At 44.6% G+C, this 15,320-nt stretch carries 16 protein-coding genes and 2 pseudogenes; 10 read left to right on the forward strand and 8 right to left on the reverse strand.

All coding sequences use genetic code 11. The features are described from left to right. Window positions 1-1,096: pseudogene (locus DW085_RS14460) on the forward strand (site-specific integrase); the annotation flags it as partial. A gap of 146 nt (window positions 1,097-1,242) precedes the next feature. Continuing rightward, complete coding sequence (locus tag DW085_RS14470; protein WP_118493333.1) at window positions 1,243-2,454, forward strand: site-specific integrase; 1,212 nt, start codon at window positions 1,243-1,245, stop codon at window positions 2,452-2,454. Window positions 2,455-2,792: 338 nt separating this feature from the next. Here DW085_RS14470 and DW085_RS14475 read toward each other — a convergent pair whose 3' ends face one another. Next, window positions 2,793-3,488, reverse strand: a complete 696-nt coding sequence (locus DW085_RS14475) for a site-specific integrase (protein WP_243034045.1) — start codon at window positions 3,486-3,488, stop codon at window positions 2,793-2,795. Between the two features lie 624 nt (window positions 3,489-4,112). Here DW085_RS14475 and DW085_RS14485 point away from each other — a divergent pair. Continuing rightward, window positions 4,113-5,429: a hemolysin family protein gene (locus DW085_RS14485; RefSeq protein WP_118493334.1), complete on the forward strand. Its 1,317-nt coding sequence runs from the start codon at window positions 4,113-4,115 to the stop codon at window positions 5,427-5,429. A gap of 211 nt (window positions 5,430-5,640) precedes the next feature. Then, on the forward strand, window positions 5,641-5,778 hold the full coding sequence (locus tag DW085_RS14490) for a hypothetical protein (RefSeq protein WP_233430213.1): 138 nt from the start codon (window positions 5,641-5,643) through the stop codon (window positions 5,776-5,778). Window positions 5,779-6,114: 336 nt separating this feature from the next. Here DW085_RS14490 and DW085_RS14500 read toward each other — a convergent pair. The 4 genes and pseudogenes from DW085_RS14500 to DW085_RS19205 form a co-directional block, all read right to left on the reverse strand. Beyond that, a pseudogene (locus DW085_RS14500) lies at window positions 6,115-6,357 on the reverse strand (peptide-methionine (R)-S-oxide reductase); the annotation flags it as partial. An 89-nt stretch (window positions 6,358-6,446) separates the two neighbouring features. After that, window positions 6,447-7,397, reverse strand: a complete 951-nt coding sequence (locus DW085_RS14505) for a TlpA disulfide reductase family protein (RefSeq protein ID WP_182430896.1) — start codon at window positions 7,395-7,397, stop codon at window positions 6,447-6,449. 11 nt (window positions 7,398-7,408) lie between these two features. Further along, window positions 7,409-8,302, reverse strand: a complete 894-nt coding sequence (locus DW085_RS14510) for a 4Fe-4S binding protein (protein ID WP_182430897.1) — start codon at window positions 8,300-8,302, stop codon at window positions 7,409-7,411. A gap of 25 nt (window positions 8,303-8,327) precedes the next feature. After that, on the reverse strand, window positions 8,328-8,474 hold the full coding sequence (locus tag DW085_RS19205; protein ID WP_181357199.1) for a CD1871A family CXXC motif-containing protein: 147 nt from the start codon (window positions 8,472-8,474) through the stop codon (window positions 8,328-8,330). 147 nt (window positions 8,475-8,621) lie between these two features. Here DW085_RS19205 and DW085_RS14515 point away from each other — a divergent pair, with 147 nt between their 5' ends. Beyond that, window positions 8,622-9,299, forward strand: a complete 678-nt coding sequence (locus DW085_RS14515; RefSeq protein WP_118469106.1) for a response regulator transcription factor — start codon at window positions 8,622-8,624, stop codon at window positions 9,297-9,299. Further along, window positions 9,296-10,447, forward strand: a complete 1,152-nt coding sequence (locus DW085_RS14520) for a HAMP domain-containing sensor histidine kinase (RefSeq protein ID WP_118469108.1) — start codon at window positions 9,296-9,298, stop codon at window positions 10,445-10,447. The genes DW085_RS14515 and DW085_RS14520 overlap by 4 nt, the downstream gene beginning before the upstream one ends. Here the strand turns inward: DW085_RS14520 and DW085_RS14525 are convergent. Together DW085_RS14525 and DW085_RS14530 are read right to left on the reverse strand one after the other, a co-directional pair. After that, window positions 10,433-10,723: a hypothetical protein gene (locus DW085_RS14525; RefSeq protein WP_182426667.1), complete on the reverse strand. Its 291-nt coding sequence runs from the start codon at window positions 10,721-10,723 to the stop codon at window positions 10,433-10,435. The two genes, DW085_RS14520 and DW085_RS14525, sit on opposite strands and share 15 nt — an antisense overlap. 370 nt (window positions 10,724-11,093) lie before the next feature. After that, complete coding sequence (locus tag DW085_RS14530; RefSeq protein ID WP_118493387.1) at window positions 11,094-12,854, reverse strand: diguanylate cyclase; 1,761 nt, start codon at window positions 12,852-12,854, stop codon at window positions 11,094-11,096. A gap of 321 nt (window positions 12,855-13,175) precedes the next feature. Here DW085_RS14530 and DW085_RS14535 point away from each other — a divergent pair, with 321 nt between their 5' ends. Together DW085_RS14535 and DW085_RS14540 are read left to right on the forward strand one after the other, a co-directional pair. Next, the gene (locus tag DW085_RS14535) at window positions 13,176-13,439 is read left to right on the forward strand and encodes a hypothetical protein (RefSeq protein WP_333489792.1); all 264 of its coding nucleotides are present in this window, start codon (window positions 13,176-13,178) and stop codon (window positions 13,437-13,439) included. A 12-nt stretch (window positions 13,440-13,451) separates the two neighbouring features. Further along, window positions 13,452-13,766 (forward strand): hypothetical protein, encoded by a 315-nt coding sequence (locus DW085_RS14540; RefSeq protein ID WP_333489793.1) that lies wholly within the window; start codon window positions 13,452-13,454, stop codon window positions 13,764-13,766. Between the two features lie 411 nt (window positions 13,767-14,177). On the opposite strand, the gene DW085_RS14545 is transcribed toward DW085_RS14540, so the two are convergent. After that, window positions 14,178-14,516 carry a helix-turn-helix domain-containing protein gene (locus tag DW085_RS14545; protein ID WP_107000743.1) on the reverse strand — a complete coding sequence of 113 codons (339 nt, stop codon included), beginning with the start codon at window positions 14,514-14,516 and terminating at the stop codon, window positions 14,178-14,180. A 119-nt stretch (window positions 14,517-14,635) separates the two neighbouring features. Between DW085_RS14545 and DW085_RS14550 the strand changes: the two genes are divergently transcribed. Both DW085_RS14550 and DW085_RS19945 read left to right on the forward strand, forming a co-directional pair. Continuing rightward, window positions 14,636-15,031: a pyridoxamine 5'-phosphate oxidase family protein gene (locus DW085_RS14550; protein WP_107000742.1), complete on the forward strand. Its 396-nt coding sequence runs from the start codon at window positions 14,636-14,638 to the stop codon at window positions 15,029-15,031. Between the two features lie 142 nt (window positions 15,032-15,173). Next, window positions 15,174-15,284, forward strand: a complete 111-nt coding sequence (locus tag DW085_RS19945; protein WP_147341939.1) for a DUF2200 domain-containing protein — start codon at window positions 15,174-15,176, stop codon at window positions 15,282-15,284. Window positions 15,285-15,320 lie beyond the last annotated feature (36 nt).

Below are 15,320 nucleotides of genomic sequence, written 5' to 3' on the forward strand. Positions count from 1 at the left end.
AAGAACGAGAGAGGAACTGTACCAGAAGGAACAGGAAGCGATCCAGCAGATTGAGAACAAGACGTATCGCCGCAGTACACCTACAGTGGAGGAGTATTGCGAGAAATGGTTGCTGATGTAGTCGGCACAGATCAGGATGACAACGCTGATTGACTATACATCGAAAGTGAAGAACTACATCATTAAGCCATTGGGCGATATGCATATGGGAGATGTAACAGCAGATGACATTCGCCTGGCACTGCTGGCGGCATCAAAAAAGTCGGCATCCGTGTACAAATCGGTGAGCGTTATATATAAGTGTATTTTTACGGCAGCAATGGAGAGCAAGATCATTGATGAGAATCCGACCATCTATCTGAAGAAGAATGTGGGAGGAATTCCCCAGAAGGAACGCCTCCCGCTTACGGATGAGCAGGTGGATAAGCTGCTGGATGCCATTTACGGCTTGCCGCCGTATGTGTTTGTAATGCTGGGGCTGTACGCAGGATTGCGGAGAGAAGAAATCCTCGGACTTCAATGGGATTCGGTGTATCTTGATTGCGAGGCTCCGTACCTTACCGTTCGGAGAGCCTGGCATACGGAGCATAATCGTCCGGTGATTCTGACAGAGCTGAAAACAAAGGCAGCGCATCGGAATGTCCCTCTGCCGGACAATCTTCTGGAATGTCTGAAAGAGGCGAAGAATACATCGACATCGGATTATGTGGTTGCAAACCGGGATGGAGACCCGTTGTCCTATACGCAATTCAAGAGATTATGGCAGTATATCGTAACCCGTACCACCAAGGAACGCTGCTATTATCGCTATGAAGATGGCAAGAGGGTAAAGCATACGGTGAAGCCGGTTCTGGGGCAAAAGGCGGCACACAATGGAAATGTGGTTTACAGTCTGGACTTTGAGGTGACTCCGCATCAGCTGCGGCACACCTATATTACGAATCTGATTCATGCTTCGGTTGATCCGAAGACAGTTCAGTATCTTGCCGGTCATGAAAGCAGCAAGATCACCATGGATATTTACGCCAAGGTGAAATACAATCGCCCAGAGCAGCTCGCGGGAGTGCTGGAAGATGCTTTTGCATCGTGGGATTAAGAGTAAATCAGAAAAAACTTAGGGCAGGGATGGTCAAAAATCCCTGCCCTTTTTACATACATTCGACATCCTTGAAGGAAGTGGTGTACGCCATGATAATAAAAGTGACAACACGCAATATATGAAGATAGACGAGGAGGAGACACATGGCTAAAGGAAAAAAGCGTCCTGCTGAACTTCCGGAATACGGAACAGTGATGATGAAAGGGGTACAGTATTATCGTACCCGAATTACAGATGCAGACGGAAAGAGAGTGGCAATCTATGGGCTGACACGCGAAGAATTGTATGACCGGGTGGAAGATGCCCAGAAGAAAATTGCAGAAGTGGTTTTCCACAGAGAGAATCCGACCGTGGAAGAGTACTGCAAAAAATGGCTGCTGATGCGGTCTGGAACGGTAAGAACCAATACGTTGGAGGGATACGAGCGGATGGTGAATCGGTACATCGTGGGTCCAATTGGACAGATGTATATGGATGAGGTGACCACAGATGACCTGCGGCTGCTGATGGTTCCGCTATCAAAAGGTTCTTCCGGAATGTATGGTCAGCTTAATATGCTGATTAAGAACATTTTTAATTCGGCAGAAGAGAGCAAGGTGATCAAAGAGAATCCATCCAAAACGATTTGCGCAAGAGGAGGAAAGCCTGCGAAACGGCGCGAAGCTTTGACGGATGAACAGACTGCCATTTTGCTGGATAGCATTCGTGAGCTACCACCGTATGTTTTCGTAATGATCGGCTTGTACGCGGGATTGCGTAGAGAAGAGATTCTTGGATTGAAATGGGACTGCGTATTCCTGGATGAAAAAATGCCGTACATTTCTGTAAGGCGTGCATGGCATGTGGAAGGCGGTGAGCCGGTGGTCAACACACTTTTGAAGACTCCGGCAGCGAAGCGAGATGTTCCGATTCCCAAATGCCTGGTAGCCTGTCTCAAGGAAGCAAGGGAAAAATCAGAATTGGAATATGTGATCTCCAATTCAAAGGGAACTGTTTTGACGGAAGCACAGTTTGTGAGGGTCTGGAAGTACATAACAGTCCGTTCCACCGCAGAACGCTGTTATTACACCTATGTAAATGGGCAGTCCATCAAGCATAGAATAAAGCCAAGGCTTGGTGAGCATCAGCCGAACAATCCCAAGCTGGTGTATACGATGGACTTCAAGGTGACTCCGCACATGCTGCGGCACACCTACATCACCAATCTGATTTACAAAGGTGTTGCTCCAAAGACGGTGCAGTATTTGGCAGGCCATGAGAACAGCAAAACGACTATGGACATCTATGCGAAAGTCAAGTATAATAAACCTGAGAAATTAAGCAGCGTTGTGAATGCTGCATTCGGGCTGCGTTAAACGGCACCAAAAATCTCGCGATTTCGTGGGTTTACCTATGGGTTTACTGAGAGAGGGAAGCCCGAAAAAACGCATGAATACTGGACTTTTGGGATCAAGGTCAGGTGAATACGGTCTTAAAGCAGCTCGTCGCGCTCCGCAGTTCAGCAAGCGATAATCGACAGAACTCGAATTTACGTTCAAATTCTTGTTTTACAAGGGTTTGTGGAGCTGTCAGATGTGGTGAAAAGCGGTGGAATTTACTCAGTTCGCAACGCATTTGCAACACGTTTGCAACAAAAATATCTAAAAAATATAGGACACTTTTCGGTGATAGGCACTGGAGAGTGTCCTTTTTGCTATGCAGATTTTGTATCGGCAGTTACGCTGTCCTCATTTTCTAAGGTTTTGTTGATTGCGTCTACAAGAACCTGCATATCTAAGTGAGTATAAACTTTTTCTGTCAAAGTCATAGCACCGGAGTGCCCCACAATTTTCTTGATTGTTGTATCCTGAACACCAGCTTCCGATAACATGGAAATGCAGGTATGTCGAGTACAATGTGGTGTACGGTCAATTCCAATCTGTTCCACAAGAGGAGTCCAATAGCTGTCATAGTAATTGAGATAAAGAAATCTTTTGCCATCCTCTGTATGAAGAAGATATTCGCAATCATGACAAGAATTATACCAGTCTTTATAGTAGGGAAGGAGCTTGTCAGCAATCGGAACTTTTCGGATTCCGTTTTCTGTTTTACTGTCAATTACATCAAAATATTGTTCTTCCAAATGCACATTTTCTTTCTTCAAATCAAGAAATTCAGAGATACGTGTGCCATTATAGAGCAGCATGAGGATAATCTGATAGTATTTATCCTCTTTCATTGTCCAGACTTTTGCGACTTCTTCTTTCGTGAATTTTGTACGTGTATGCTTGTTTGGATTGCGGTCTTTGTACTGGGTGATTTCAACAAAAGTAGAATAATCTTTGTTGCAGATGTCATTCTTCAATGCAAATTCATATAACTGGTTGAACAGGATTTTGATTTTCTTCAATGTGGGAAAATTCTTTCCGCAGGTGTCAATAACCTGTTGTAAAGACGAATTATCATATTCATCTGGTATTTAGTGAACGGAAAATGTTGGAACAACCCGAAGTAAAGGTTGCTACCCGAAATATGTTTTATGATGAGCAGGGAAAGCATAGACGCACAAAGAAAGAGGTTTTAGACGAGAATGAGTGATATACAAGCATGTGCAAGGGAGATTGTGAATAAAGAAATGATTTATCAATAAGGAAGATGATATGGTGGAAAGCAAGTCTGAAAATGGCTTGCTTTTTACTTTAAAATGATGTTAAGTGATGATAGAGAAAATTGAATTTCCCAAAGAAATTAAAAATAATCGGATTTTATGTTTTACATAAATTTAACACAACTTTTACTTTTTTCGAATTGATTATGTTAGGTCTTTTTGTTATACTGTACTACAATACTATTTGAGAGGAGGAATATTTAACATGGACGAAAGTGATAATGATTCTGAAGCGAACCAATTCAATAGAATTTTTATTTATATATCGCAAGGCATGGACTATGTATTCGGAACATAGACCATGTCTTTTGTTGCTTTTAAGTAAGTGTGATATTTAGATAATTTTATTGTAGAAAGGTTTTATTTATGAGTACATCAATTTTTATTCTTTTAGTAGTGCAGATTATTTTAATTATATTAAACGCGATTTTTGCGAGTGCAGAGATCGCTGTTTTATCAATGAATGAAACAAAGCTAGAACGAATGGCAGAACAAGGTAATGGTCGGGCAAAGAGATTAGTACGATTAACGCAAGAGCCGGCACGATTTCTTGCGACAATTCAGGTTGCAATCACATTGTCGGGATTTTTAGGAAGTGCTTTTGCAGCAGATAATTTCTCAGAACCTTTAGTTGATTGGGTTGTTGGGATGGGTGTGAATATTCCATGTTCTACTTTAGATACCATAGCTGTTATATTGATTACATTGATTTTATCATATTTCACGTTGGTTTTTGGCGAATTAGTTCCAAAGAGAATCGCAATGAAAAAATCTGAAGAACTGGCAATGGGAATTTCAGGATTGGTTACGGGAATCTCTATCTTATTTAAGCCAATCGTTTCATTTCTTTCAATATCGACCAATATTGTCTTGAAGATTTGTGGTATTGATCCAAATGAAGCGGAAGATCAAGTAGGTGAAGAAGAAATACGTATGCTTGTTGATGCGGGAAGTGAAAAAGGAACAATAGATCATCAAGAAAAAGAGTTTATTCAAAATGTTTTTGAATTTAATGATATTATGGCTGGTACGATTGCTACACATCGAACAGATGTGACAATATTATGGATGTCTGATGATGTGAAGGAGTGGGATGAAACAATCCACAATACACGACATACCCTTTATCCCGTCTGTGGAGATTCGATAGATCATGTTATTGGCATTTTAAATGCAAAAGACTATTTTAGATTAAAAGAAAAAAGTAAGGATATGGTTATAGATTCTGCAATTTCTGCACCATACTTTGTTATGGAAACTACAAAAGCAGATGTGCTTTTTAAAAATATGAAACAATCGAAGCAATCTATGGCGATTGTATTAGATGAGTATGGTGGAGTGGTTGGAATAGTAACTCTTTTTGATTTATTAGAAGAAATTGTTGGCGATTTAAACGATATTGAACCAATATCGTCGGAAGAAGAAACTGTTATTATAAGAATAAGCGATAACAAGTGGGAAGTGAAAGGAAATATACGATTAAGTGATATTGAAGACGCTATAGGTGTTACATTTACAGCAGAAGATTGTGACACATTTACTGGATTTGTATTTCAAAAATTTGGTATGGTACCAAAGGATGGGGATACAAAAATAGAATTAGAAATAGAAAATATGCATATAATCATTGACAAAATAAAAGAACATCAAGTTGAACATGCAATTATAGAAATTTTAGAATAAAATTTTGAAATGCATTTGAAAATTATTTTAGAAACAAGGGGATATATCAGAAGAGTACATATACATTTTCAAATACAACAGGGATAGAATGATGTTGCGATAAAAAAGAGGGAGACACACATTTGTTTAATCCATGAAGTCCAATTTTGCTGTTGACGGACGAACACATGCAGAGTACCGCAAGACCAAATCGGAAATGTAGGATTGGCTTGTGGCGCAGAAGATTATGCAGGAAAACCTGAAAGAGGACGAGCAGAAAAAGAGCAGCTGCATGAGCAGGAAGTGCGGCAGGAAGAAGAAAATAGACAAAGCAGTCGATGATGGAATGTCCGGTGCAGTGTGGGTGTAATGCTCATGCTGCACCGGGCTTTTTTCTTTGAAAATGATTTTTTATAATGTTGATCTTTGACTGCTCTTAACTCAAATATTGTATCTTAACTCAAAAAAAGTTATAATACAGAAAAAGAGTTAAGAATGCAGGTGATGACATGGAATATCTCGATAAAGTTCTTGGAGTCAAGGTTACCTATGAGGATGTAGAGTTTAAGCACGGAGTGACTGTCTTGGATGCGGCATATTTGATTCCATTTAAGGCAAAAGCATGGATGGATTTGACAGATCGTAAGGCCGCAGGAGAACACGTTGATAGCAAAAATATTAAGAAACATAACAGTATTTTGCGAACTCATTCCTCGAACAGATACAGAAGATATCTGTAACCCTCTGCTTTCATCTTTGCGTAAGGCACAAAGCGCAGGACCGCACTGTTGATGCAGTAGCGCACGCCATTGGGGGACTCCGGCTCGCCGGTGAACACATGACCAAGGTGAGAATCTCCGGCACGGCTTCTGACCTCTGTACGGCGCCTGCCGTGGCTCAGATCCTCCAGTTCCACCACGGCAGTCTCTTCAATGGGCTTTGTGAAAGCCGCTCAGCAGCAGTACCGCGGTGAGCAGAAGCGGCAATACTCTCCAATACATGGTGTATCCCTCCTTTCGGAGAAGATAAATTCGTTTGTCAGCCCATATCGGCGGCAAGAGCTTGGTCGATGAGCTTTTGCAGCGTCTCCGCCTGCTTCTTTTCCGTGATGGCGCCTACGATGGGTTTACCCACGATATTGCCGCTGCGGTCGACCACATAGGTGGTGGGATAGGCAAAGATGTTGGTGGTAAACTTTCCCGCCTCACCGTCGGAGTCAAAATACACATTCTGATAGGTGGCGCCCTTCTTGGCAAGCACATCCTTCGCCTCGGAAATTGCCGTTTCGTCGCCGTCCAGCGTGAAGGTGTTGACGCCGATGAGGGAGCCGCCCTTCTCCGCCAGTTCCTTGTTCAGCGCATCCAGCTCGGAAAGCTCGCCTACGCAGGGATTGCAGGTGGTGAACCAGAAATTCACCACGGTGACGGCGTTGGCGGAGAACAGCTCGTCGCTCTTCACCGTGTTGCCATCCAGGTCCTTGCCCTCAAAGACGGGGAATTTCTGCATACTGCCGTCATCAGGCGGCGTGGTCATGTCGCTGCCCGCGGGCACGCTCATAGCGCCATCCGTAGATTGCTGTGCCGCCTCGGGGTACTTTTTCTCTATCATGGTCAGCTTGTTTTCAATCTCGCGGATTTTCTCTGCCGCCTCCTTGAGCAGCTTCAGCTCATCCTCCGTAAACTGATCTTTGGAACCTTCGATGGTGTCCAACAAGAACTCACCATAGTTTTTGCCGTTCTCCTGCATGGTCATGCCCTTGTCGGCCGCTATGAAAACTTTTTCCCAAAGCGCTGTGTTCTCCGAGAGAATGGCATTTTCCTGCGCCATCAGCTCCTTGTGCATGGCAACCGCTTCCTCGGCATTCTTCGGTTCGCTACTCATTCCGTCCATTTTGTCTCCGCCCTTTGTGGCGCAGGCTGCCAGAGAGAGCACCATCAGTGCAGTAAGCAGCAGAGCCAGAATTCTGCCGGCAGTATTCGTCCTATTCATCTTCATTCGTTTTATTCCTCCCTGTTAGTGTTGTTTGTCTGTAGTGTTTCCGCTGCTTTTGCCTTATCTTTACCGTCTCCGAAGCCGTAGCGGAAGCACACGGCTTTCGTCGGACAGGCGCGGATGCACATTCCGCAGCGGATGCACTCGGTATGGTTGGGCGTTTTCGTCACATCCACATCCATCTTGCAGGCTCTGGCGCATTTCCCGCAGGAAACGCACTTATTCTTATCCACCTTCATCTGGAAGAGGGACACCCGGTTGAACAGCGCGTAGAACGCGCCCAGCGGGCAGAGCCACTTGCAGAACGGTCGGTAGAACAGTACGCTCAGCGCAATCACCGACAGCAGGATGCTGAATTTCCATGTAAACAGCTTGCCCAGCGCCGCCCGGATGCCGGAATTGGCAAGGGACAGCGGGATGGCTCCCTCCAGCACGCCTTGGGGGCAGAGGTATTTGCAGAAGAACGGGTCTCCCATGCCAACATCGTTCACAAGGAATGCCGGTAGCAGGAAAACCATCACCAGCAGGACAGCGTATTTCAGGTATGTCAGCAGTTTCAGCCTCTTTGTGGAAAGCTTCTTAGTGGGGATTTTGTGCAGCAGCTCCTGAAACCAGCCGAAGGGGCATAGAAAGCCGCAGATAAAGCGCCCCAGCAGCACGCCCAGCAGAATGAGGAAGCCTATGATATAGTAGGAGAAGCTGAACTTGGAAGACCCCACCACCGCCTGAAACGCCCCAATGGGGCAGGCCCCGGACGCCGACGGACAGGAGTAGCAGTTCAGCCCCGGCACGCAGACGGTCTTCCCCGCCCCCTGATACAGTCCGCCCTTGAGAAAGTTCGGCAGATGCAGGTTGGTCAGCAACGTCGCCCCCGCCTGAATCCAGCCCCGGAAGCGGGACATGGTCTGTGAAACGCCTGAAAACTTTTTACCCAATGCCCACACACTCCAGACATAATTTGATTGCTTTGCTCAGCACTGTCGCCGCCTCGCCCCGCCAGACACCGAAGCACAGCATGGCGGCTCCGGCCATCAGCAGCACGATCTGCGCCGCTGCCTTTTTCTCGCAGCTCATTTTTCATCACCCTTTCCGATTTTCTGTCCCTATCATAGCGCGGGAGAGTTAAAGTCTCTGTTAAGAACGAAAACTTAACACAAACCTTATCTGTTTTTGCTATAATGAAAGCAACACAAAAACGAAGAAATAAAAAGGAGGGCTCTCATGCACCTTTTAGTAATTGAAGATGAACGCGCCCTGTGCGAGACCATCGTCCGCAGCCTGCGGCGGCTGGCCTACAGCGTGGACTACTGCTATGACGGGGAAAAAGCGCTGGCGCTTCTGGGCGTGGAACGATACGATTTGGTGCTTCTTGATCTGAATCTGCCGAAAAAGGACGGCATGACGGTGCTGCGCACCCTGCGGCAGACCGACCGGGAGACGCGGGTGCTGATCCTCTCCGCTCGCAGCGAAGTGGAGGACAAGGTGCAGGGGCTAGATGCTGGGGCGAACGACTATCTGGCGAAGCCCTTCCACTTGGCGGAGCTGGAGGCCCGCATCCGCAGCCTGACATTGCGGCAGTTTACCCAGCAGGATGTGCTGCTAAGCTGCGGAGACCTGACCTTTGACACCCGTTCCCGTACCGCCACCGTCAACGGGCAGACGCTGACGCTCACCCGGAAGGAAACAGGAATCCTGGAATACCTGATGGTGCATCAAGGAAGGCCAGTAAGTCAGGAGGAGCTGATGGATCACGTTTGGGACAATAGCGTGGACAGCTTCAGCAATTCCATTCGCGTCCACATCTCCGCCCTGCGCAAAAAGCTCCGCACCGTGCTGGGCTATGACCCCATCCGCAACCGCATCGGCGAGGGCTATCTGATGGGAGGTGAGGAGGAATGAAGCGGCTTTCCCTGCAGTGGCGCATCACGTTGATGTCCGTCCTGCTCATCGGTGTCACCTGCGTGGCCATGAATCTGCTGCTGTGCTCCTCCGGTGTGTATTATATGGACACCATTGCGGACAACTTACAAGGCGGCGGCACGGTGATCCTGAATGATGGCGGAGCGGCGAGCTTTGACCCACAGCTCATAGCCCCTGACGAGGATCTGACGATCATTGTCGATGGGGTGCAGGGGCGCTTCCGCACCACCAACTGGTACATCACGGCGGCGATAACGCTGCTCAGCGGCATCCTCGCCTATTTCGTCAGCGGACGCGCTCTCAAGCCCCTGCGCAGCTTTACCTCGCAGGTGGAGCAGGTGCAGCTGAACAATCTTGCCGATATGAGGATCGATGAAGACGCTATTTCGGAGTTCCGGCAGCTGAGCCGCTCGTTCAACCAGATGCTGGAGCGGCTGAACAACGCCTTTTCCGCTCAGCGGCAGTTCACCGGCAACGCCGCCCACGAGCTGCGCACGCCACTGGCACTAATGCAGGCGCAGTTGGAGCTGTTTTCCGCGGAGCATCCTGATGTGCGACCGGAGACGGCGGAGTTCCTCACGCTTTTGCGTGAGCAGACGGAACGGCTGATACAGATGACCAGGACACTGCTGGAGATGAGCAATCTGCAGCAGGTGGCGCGGAACGAGCGGATCCAGCTCGCTCCCATGATCGAGGAGATCTTCACAGATCTTGCGCCGCTCTCAGATAAGCTCGGCGTCACGCTGACGGCGGAGGGCGACGGCATTATGACCGGCAGCGATGCACTGATTTACCGGCTGATCTTCAACCTGACGGAGAATGCTGTCAAGTACAACCGGCCGGGCGGCTCGGTACGGGTTTCTGTCACTCAGGAGTTGGAAAAGCTCCTGCTCCGCGTCTCCGACACCGGCTGCGGCATCCCGGAGGTGTATCAGCGCAGTATTTTCCAGCCCTTCTTCCGGGTGGACAAGTCTCGCAGCCGGGAATACGGTGGCGCAGGACTGGGGCTCTCACTGGTATGGGAGATCGCCGACCTCCACGGCGGCTCCGTTTGGGTGGAGAAAAGTTCGGAGAAGGGCACTACCATTGCGGTGGGGTTGCCAACGCAACAATCAACGAAGCCCTAAAACACTTTTATTCGTTTTTCGCTGCTTCGCTTGCCGCCCTGCGGCGTCCCTCTCCGTATTTTCACGCTCCAATTCCGCCGCACGGAGCTTGCTGTGGACAGACTTATAATCAGAAATTTCCTGTTTCAAACTGTCAATCTCAGCCTTGAGCTTTGCAATTAGCTTGTTTGCCGCATCCACCGCCTTTTGCAGTTTGGATTCCTTTTTCTCTGCTGTAACGTACTTCTTTGCCAGAGTGGAAAGTCGGTCAAAGTCCTCACGCTCCACGGCAACCATGCTCGTCCAGCGCGGGCTTGGAATCCCACTTTTTGCTCATGCTGATCTGCTGTATTTAAATAACCCTATTAACACAATTTTATTAGGCGCAGTATAACTGCTGACGGCGTAGAATCTTGGTGGCTAACTTGGTGGATACCTTGATGGGTGTCATCCTCTAAGTTATCATGGGTTTTGAAGAAGCATTTTATGGGAAAAAGAATCTGGATCCAAAGATGCGGGCATTGCTTAATTCACTGGCGAAAACAGATCATAGCTTGGCAAATAAAATAGAAGCTCCACATGCGATTTAAAAAAAATCCTGTTCAATATATGAATATGAGCAGGATTTTTCTATTTACAACGATATTTTTTACAATATTTCCTTCGATTATCCGGAAAATTTTTCACTGTAATGACTTTTCATATCCTCCCAGTCCATGAACAATACATAAAATACTTTGCCATATTGCTGGCTCTCAACAATTCTCCCATGGTCAAGCACAGACAGATACGATCCATCCGCTCTTCGTAAATGAAAGTGGATATAGTCATTTCCATTGCCATTATCAATCTGTTTCCAAATGCTTGCTTCTATCTTCTTCTTCTCATCTTCCCGTATCAGGTTGCTGAAACTTTTCTTTGTAAGTCTGAATAGTTCATCCATATCTTTATATCCGGCCATATGAAGAAACTCCTGATTTGCATAAAAGAGTTCATCATCTTCTTTGTCTGCTCTGTATATGATAAATGCTCCTGGAAGGTGCTCGGAGATATCCCTAAATGCAAATCCCAGTTGTTTACGAACCCTTAATTCAAGTCCTTCCCTATAAGCCATGCAGCCATTTTTTCCATGAAGTTTTATTTCGTAAAGGGCTGCATCTGCACAGCGCATAAGCTGTGAACGGTTAGACGCAAATGTCGGATATTCCGAATATCCAAGAGAAATATAAAATGGATATTCTTTTCCCTTATATGAAAATGTCTTTGGAGCCATAGTGAATTGCTGTAGCTTCTCTTTTACATCCTCGTAGGAATAATTTTTTAAAAGAATACAGAACTCATCTCCACCATTTCTTCCTAGTAACGCATCAGACGGGAAAAAAGCTTTCATACTGTCTGCCAGACTCCTTAATGCTTTGTCTCCGTAAACATGTCCATAGATATCATTAATAAATTTAAAATCATCAATATCAAGGAGTACAGCCACAAATTTCGCTTTCGGATTTTTATTAATCATCTTTTCTGCCAGTTCATCGAATCCATAGCGATTGTAAATACCTGTAAGAGAATCTGTGTGTGCCAGTATTTGAAATTTGTTTTTATTTTCTTTTGATACCAGCCACATCCGGGTAAGAGTTACCAAAAGCATGGTAATCGCAATAAAGAAAACACTGATTACTGCTATTAATGTATTGTTTCCCCAGCCATTTTCAGGCATTACTTCAAACTTCCAGTTCTCCGTTCCTATCGTAAAGTCATAGGAAACCGGATTCGTTAATTGACGATCTGACTGATAAACAACTTTATAATTATCACTCCATGGATTATCCGTTTTTGAAAGACTATATTCATATCCAAATTTCGAAAGTGCACTTGTCGCATCTGAAAAAATATCCGGAACACGAAGGATAACAATGGTAAATCCCCAAAAATATTCCTGCCCGTTTTCATCTTTCAGATAAATAGGATTGCGGACAGCAATTCCATATCCACCCTGTTTCAATTCAAAAGGTCCCTGTGTAACGATTGTATGATGATCTCTTGCATATATGGAAATTTCACCACGTTCTTTATCATGAATCAGATCAATCTTACCTGCCTCATTTCCATCGGCCGGATAAATATCCGTTACAATACCAGCCGGAGCAAGCTGTACGCTTTCAACAGAATCCGACATAATATTTTTTGCAATTGTGTCAAATTGATTGATTTCTCCAGTTCCGCTGATCAAAAGCTGTTTCAGAACATCTGTAATCTCTATTCCATTTATAATCTCATTCTCTATACGTTCTCCATAGGTTGTTGCATTTAATTGTGCTGTTGTGCGGCTCTGCTCTTTTTCATGAGTATCTGTGTTGTATACGACTAAATTAACAAGGCATATGCCCATTAAAAAAACGAGAAGAGGCACAAGTGTCTTTTTTTTCACCTGATTCACCTCGTTTTATCTCAGTCGAGAAGACTCCCACCTCTTCAGGTGGTGAGTAATAGCAAATTTGTCTCAGTGGGAGTTGGGTCTCTGACTAATGTTTTTATAATTAAGCATTATATCACGGAAGTAAAAAAATTGAATAAATTTTGCCCAAAAAGTTATAGAACGTTTTTACATTGTACTGATAACGTTTTCCTTGCGTACAATGGAAAAGAGAAGTAGTGCTCCTAAACAAAAAAAAGTACAGTTTGATTGTTGGATTGCTTGTTTTTATGGCATCTTTTCTTTTGGAATTCAACATGGCGGTTACGCTTCTTTATGGACAGCCGACTGAACAAGAATGGCGGAACGCTTATTTTCACTACGCATTATCCGGAACTGCTGGATGAATATGACCGAAATGACGGAATTTGTATTGTAAGAAACCGTAATGGCATTACAGCAGAAAATTTGAGCCATATATTGAAACGTAATGATATTAAAAAGAGTGATGCCTACCAGAGCGGTTTCCTTGAGGGAACAACGCCAGCATATGAAGCGTATATGCGCTTGAAGAAAAGCCTGGCTGCTTCAATCAATTAAGGAGGCAGCAGAATGGAATTAGCAAAATATAAGGCGTGTATATGTGAAGGATCTGCCGAAGAAGCTATTATCGACATACTGGTTGATAATGATCTTCTGATTTTCAAAAGAGAAGAAATGTTGGAAGAATGTGTTATCCGTTGCAGAAGTGCTAAACGATTTGAGGAGCGATACTTACGGAAGGGATTCGATGAGCAGATTTCTGTGATACGGATTTTGGATTCTCGCAGAGAGGAATTTCGATTGAGTAAAGCATATGATCAGTTTAAGCGTTCTGGAAAAAAACAAGCGAATTTTGTAAAACAAATCTTCGGATGCATGATGTGAAGTCGTATGATTTTGTGAAGCAGTATTTCAGTAACCCACAGCTCTTGGTGAAAGCCATAAAAGAGTATCGCAGAACAGCAAATATCCCCAAAGGAGAATACAGCTTGCCTGATTTGCTGAGATGAGCTTTGCTTTTTTAATACATTGGCCGTGACTCAAATGGTCACCAGGAGATAAACGGGTACCAGTTTACAGAAAACAGAATAGAATCGTCTTCGATGCCTCGTTGGGAAACCAACGGGGTATTTTTTTGCCCCAATCCGACTGCATAGGACACTAAAAAAGTCAAAACGAACCGTAGGTAGTCCTGCAAGGACAACCAAAGCGCGCCTACGAGGCCAACGCGAAAACGGATGTTCCTTGAAAACTGAATAGCTTATATGCTACCCATATTCGTAGGAGAATATTTCATCATTCTTTATCGTTTAAATATTGAATATACTCGTTTCCCCATATTTCCAACTCCTTCAGTACTTTCCTGAATTTTTCTCCAATATCACTTAATTTGTATTCTACTTTTGGTGGAATCTGCTGATATTCTATGCGTTCAATCAAGCCTTCTTCTTCCAACTTTTTCAGCTGTCTTGATAGCGTTGTATGTGTCATTTCTTCTGGCATTTTTCTTTGTAATTCATTAAACCGGATGGGACCATCTGTTAACAAATACATAATATACATAGACCATTTACCTGTTAAAACTTTTTGCGAAGTCACATATGGGCAAAGCCCAAATAGATTTTTCTTTTCCATATATACGTTCCTTTCTGATACCAGTATCGTAAAATATCGTACTTGTTTGTTTGCTCCTATGATATATAATTATACGCATAAAAAATAAAAATACAATTTGTTTTCAGGAGGATTTTGAAATGAATGACGTAGTAAAATATTTGCAGGAATGCGGAACTTTTTATCTTGCCACGGTAGAAGGAGACCAGCCACATGTACGCCCATTTGGTGCTGTATGTGAATTTGAAGGAAAACTTTATATTGTAACGAATAATAAAAAAGATGTTTACAATCAGATGAAAGTAAATGGAAAAGTTGAAATGTGTGGAATGAACAAAGGTACTTGGATTCGTGTGAAAGGTGCAGTAAAAGAAGATACTCGCCGTGAAGCTCGTGTAGCCATGATGGAAGCAAATAAAAATGCTCTCCAGTCTATGTATACGGTTGATGACAATTTGATGACGGTATTCGTTTTTGAAAGTGGCATCGCAACTATTTATTCATTCACAGAAGAACCGAAGGTTATCAATCTGTAAAATTTTGAGTAATGTACATTACGGTTTGTCAGACTGGAAATTCCCCGGCTGATGTTTGGCGCTGCGGGCGGCGGCACATATTCTTTATTATCCGGAAGCGTGGTATACGCTGCACATAGACGCACCTGAGGGAGGAACGAAAATGGAAACTGAAAAAGTATATGCCATGCCATTTGCAAAAATATATCCCATGCTGGTGGATGAGCTGGCTAAGGGCAAAGTGATGGAGAAGATCAAGCGGAGAAACAAATGAGGGAGGGGAAAGCAGCCTATTACACACCGACAGAGA

The organism is Clostridium sp. AF50-3 (assembly GCF_003477445.1).
Classification (GTDB): domain Bacteria; phylum Bacillota; class Clostridia; order Lachnospirales; family Lachnospiraceae; genus Otoolea; species Otoolea fessa.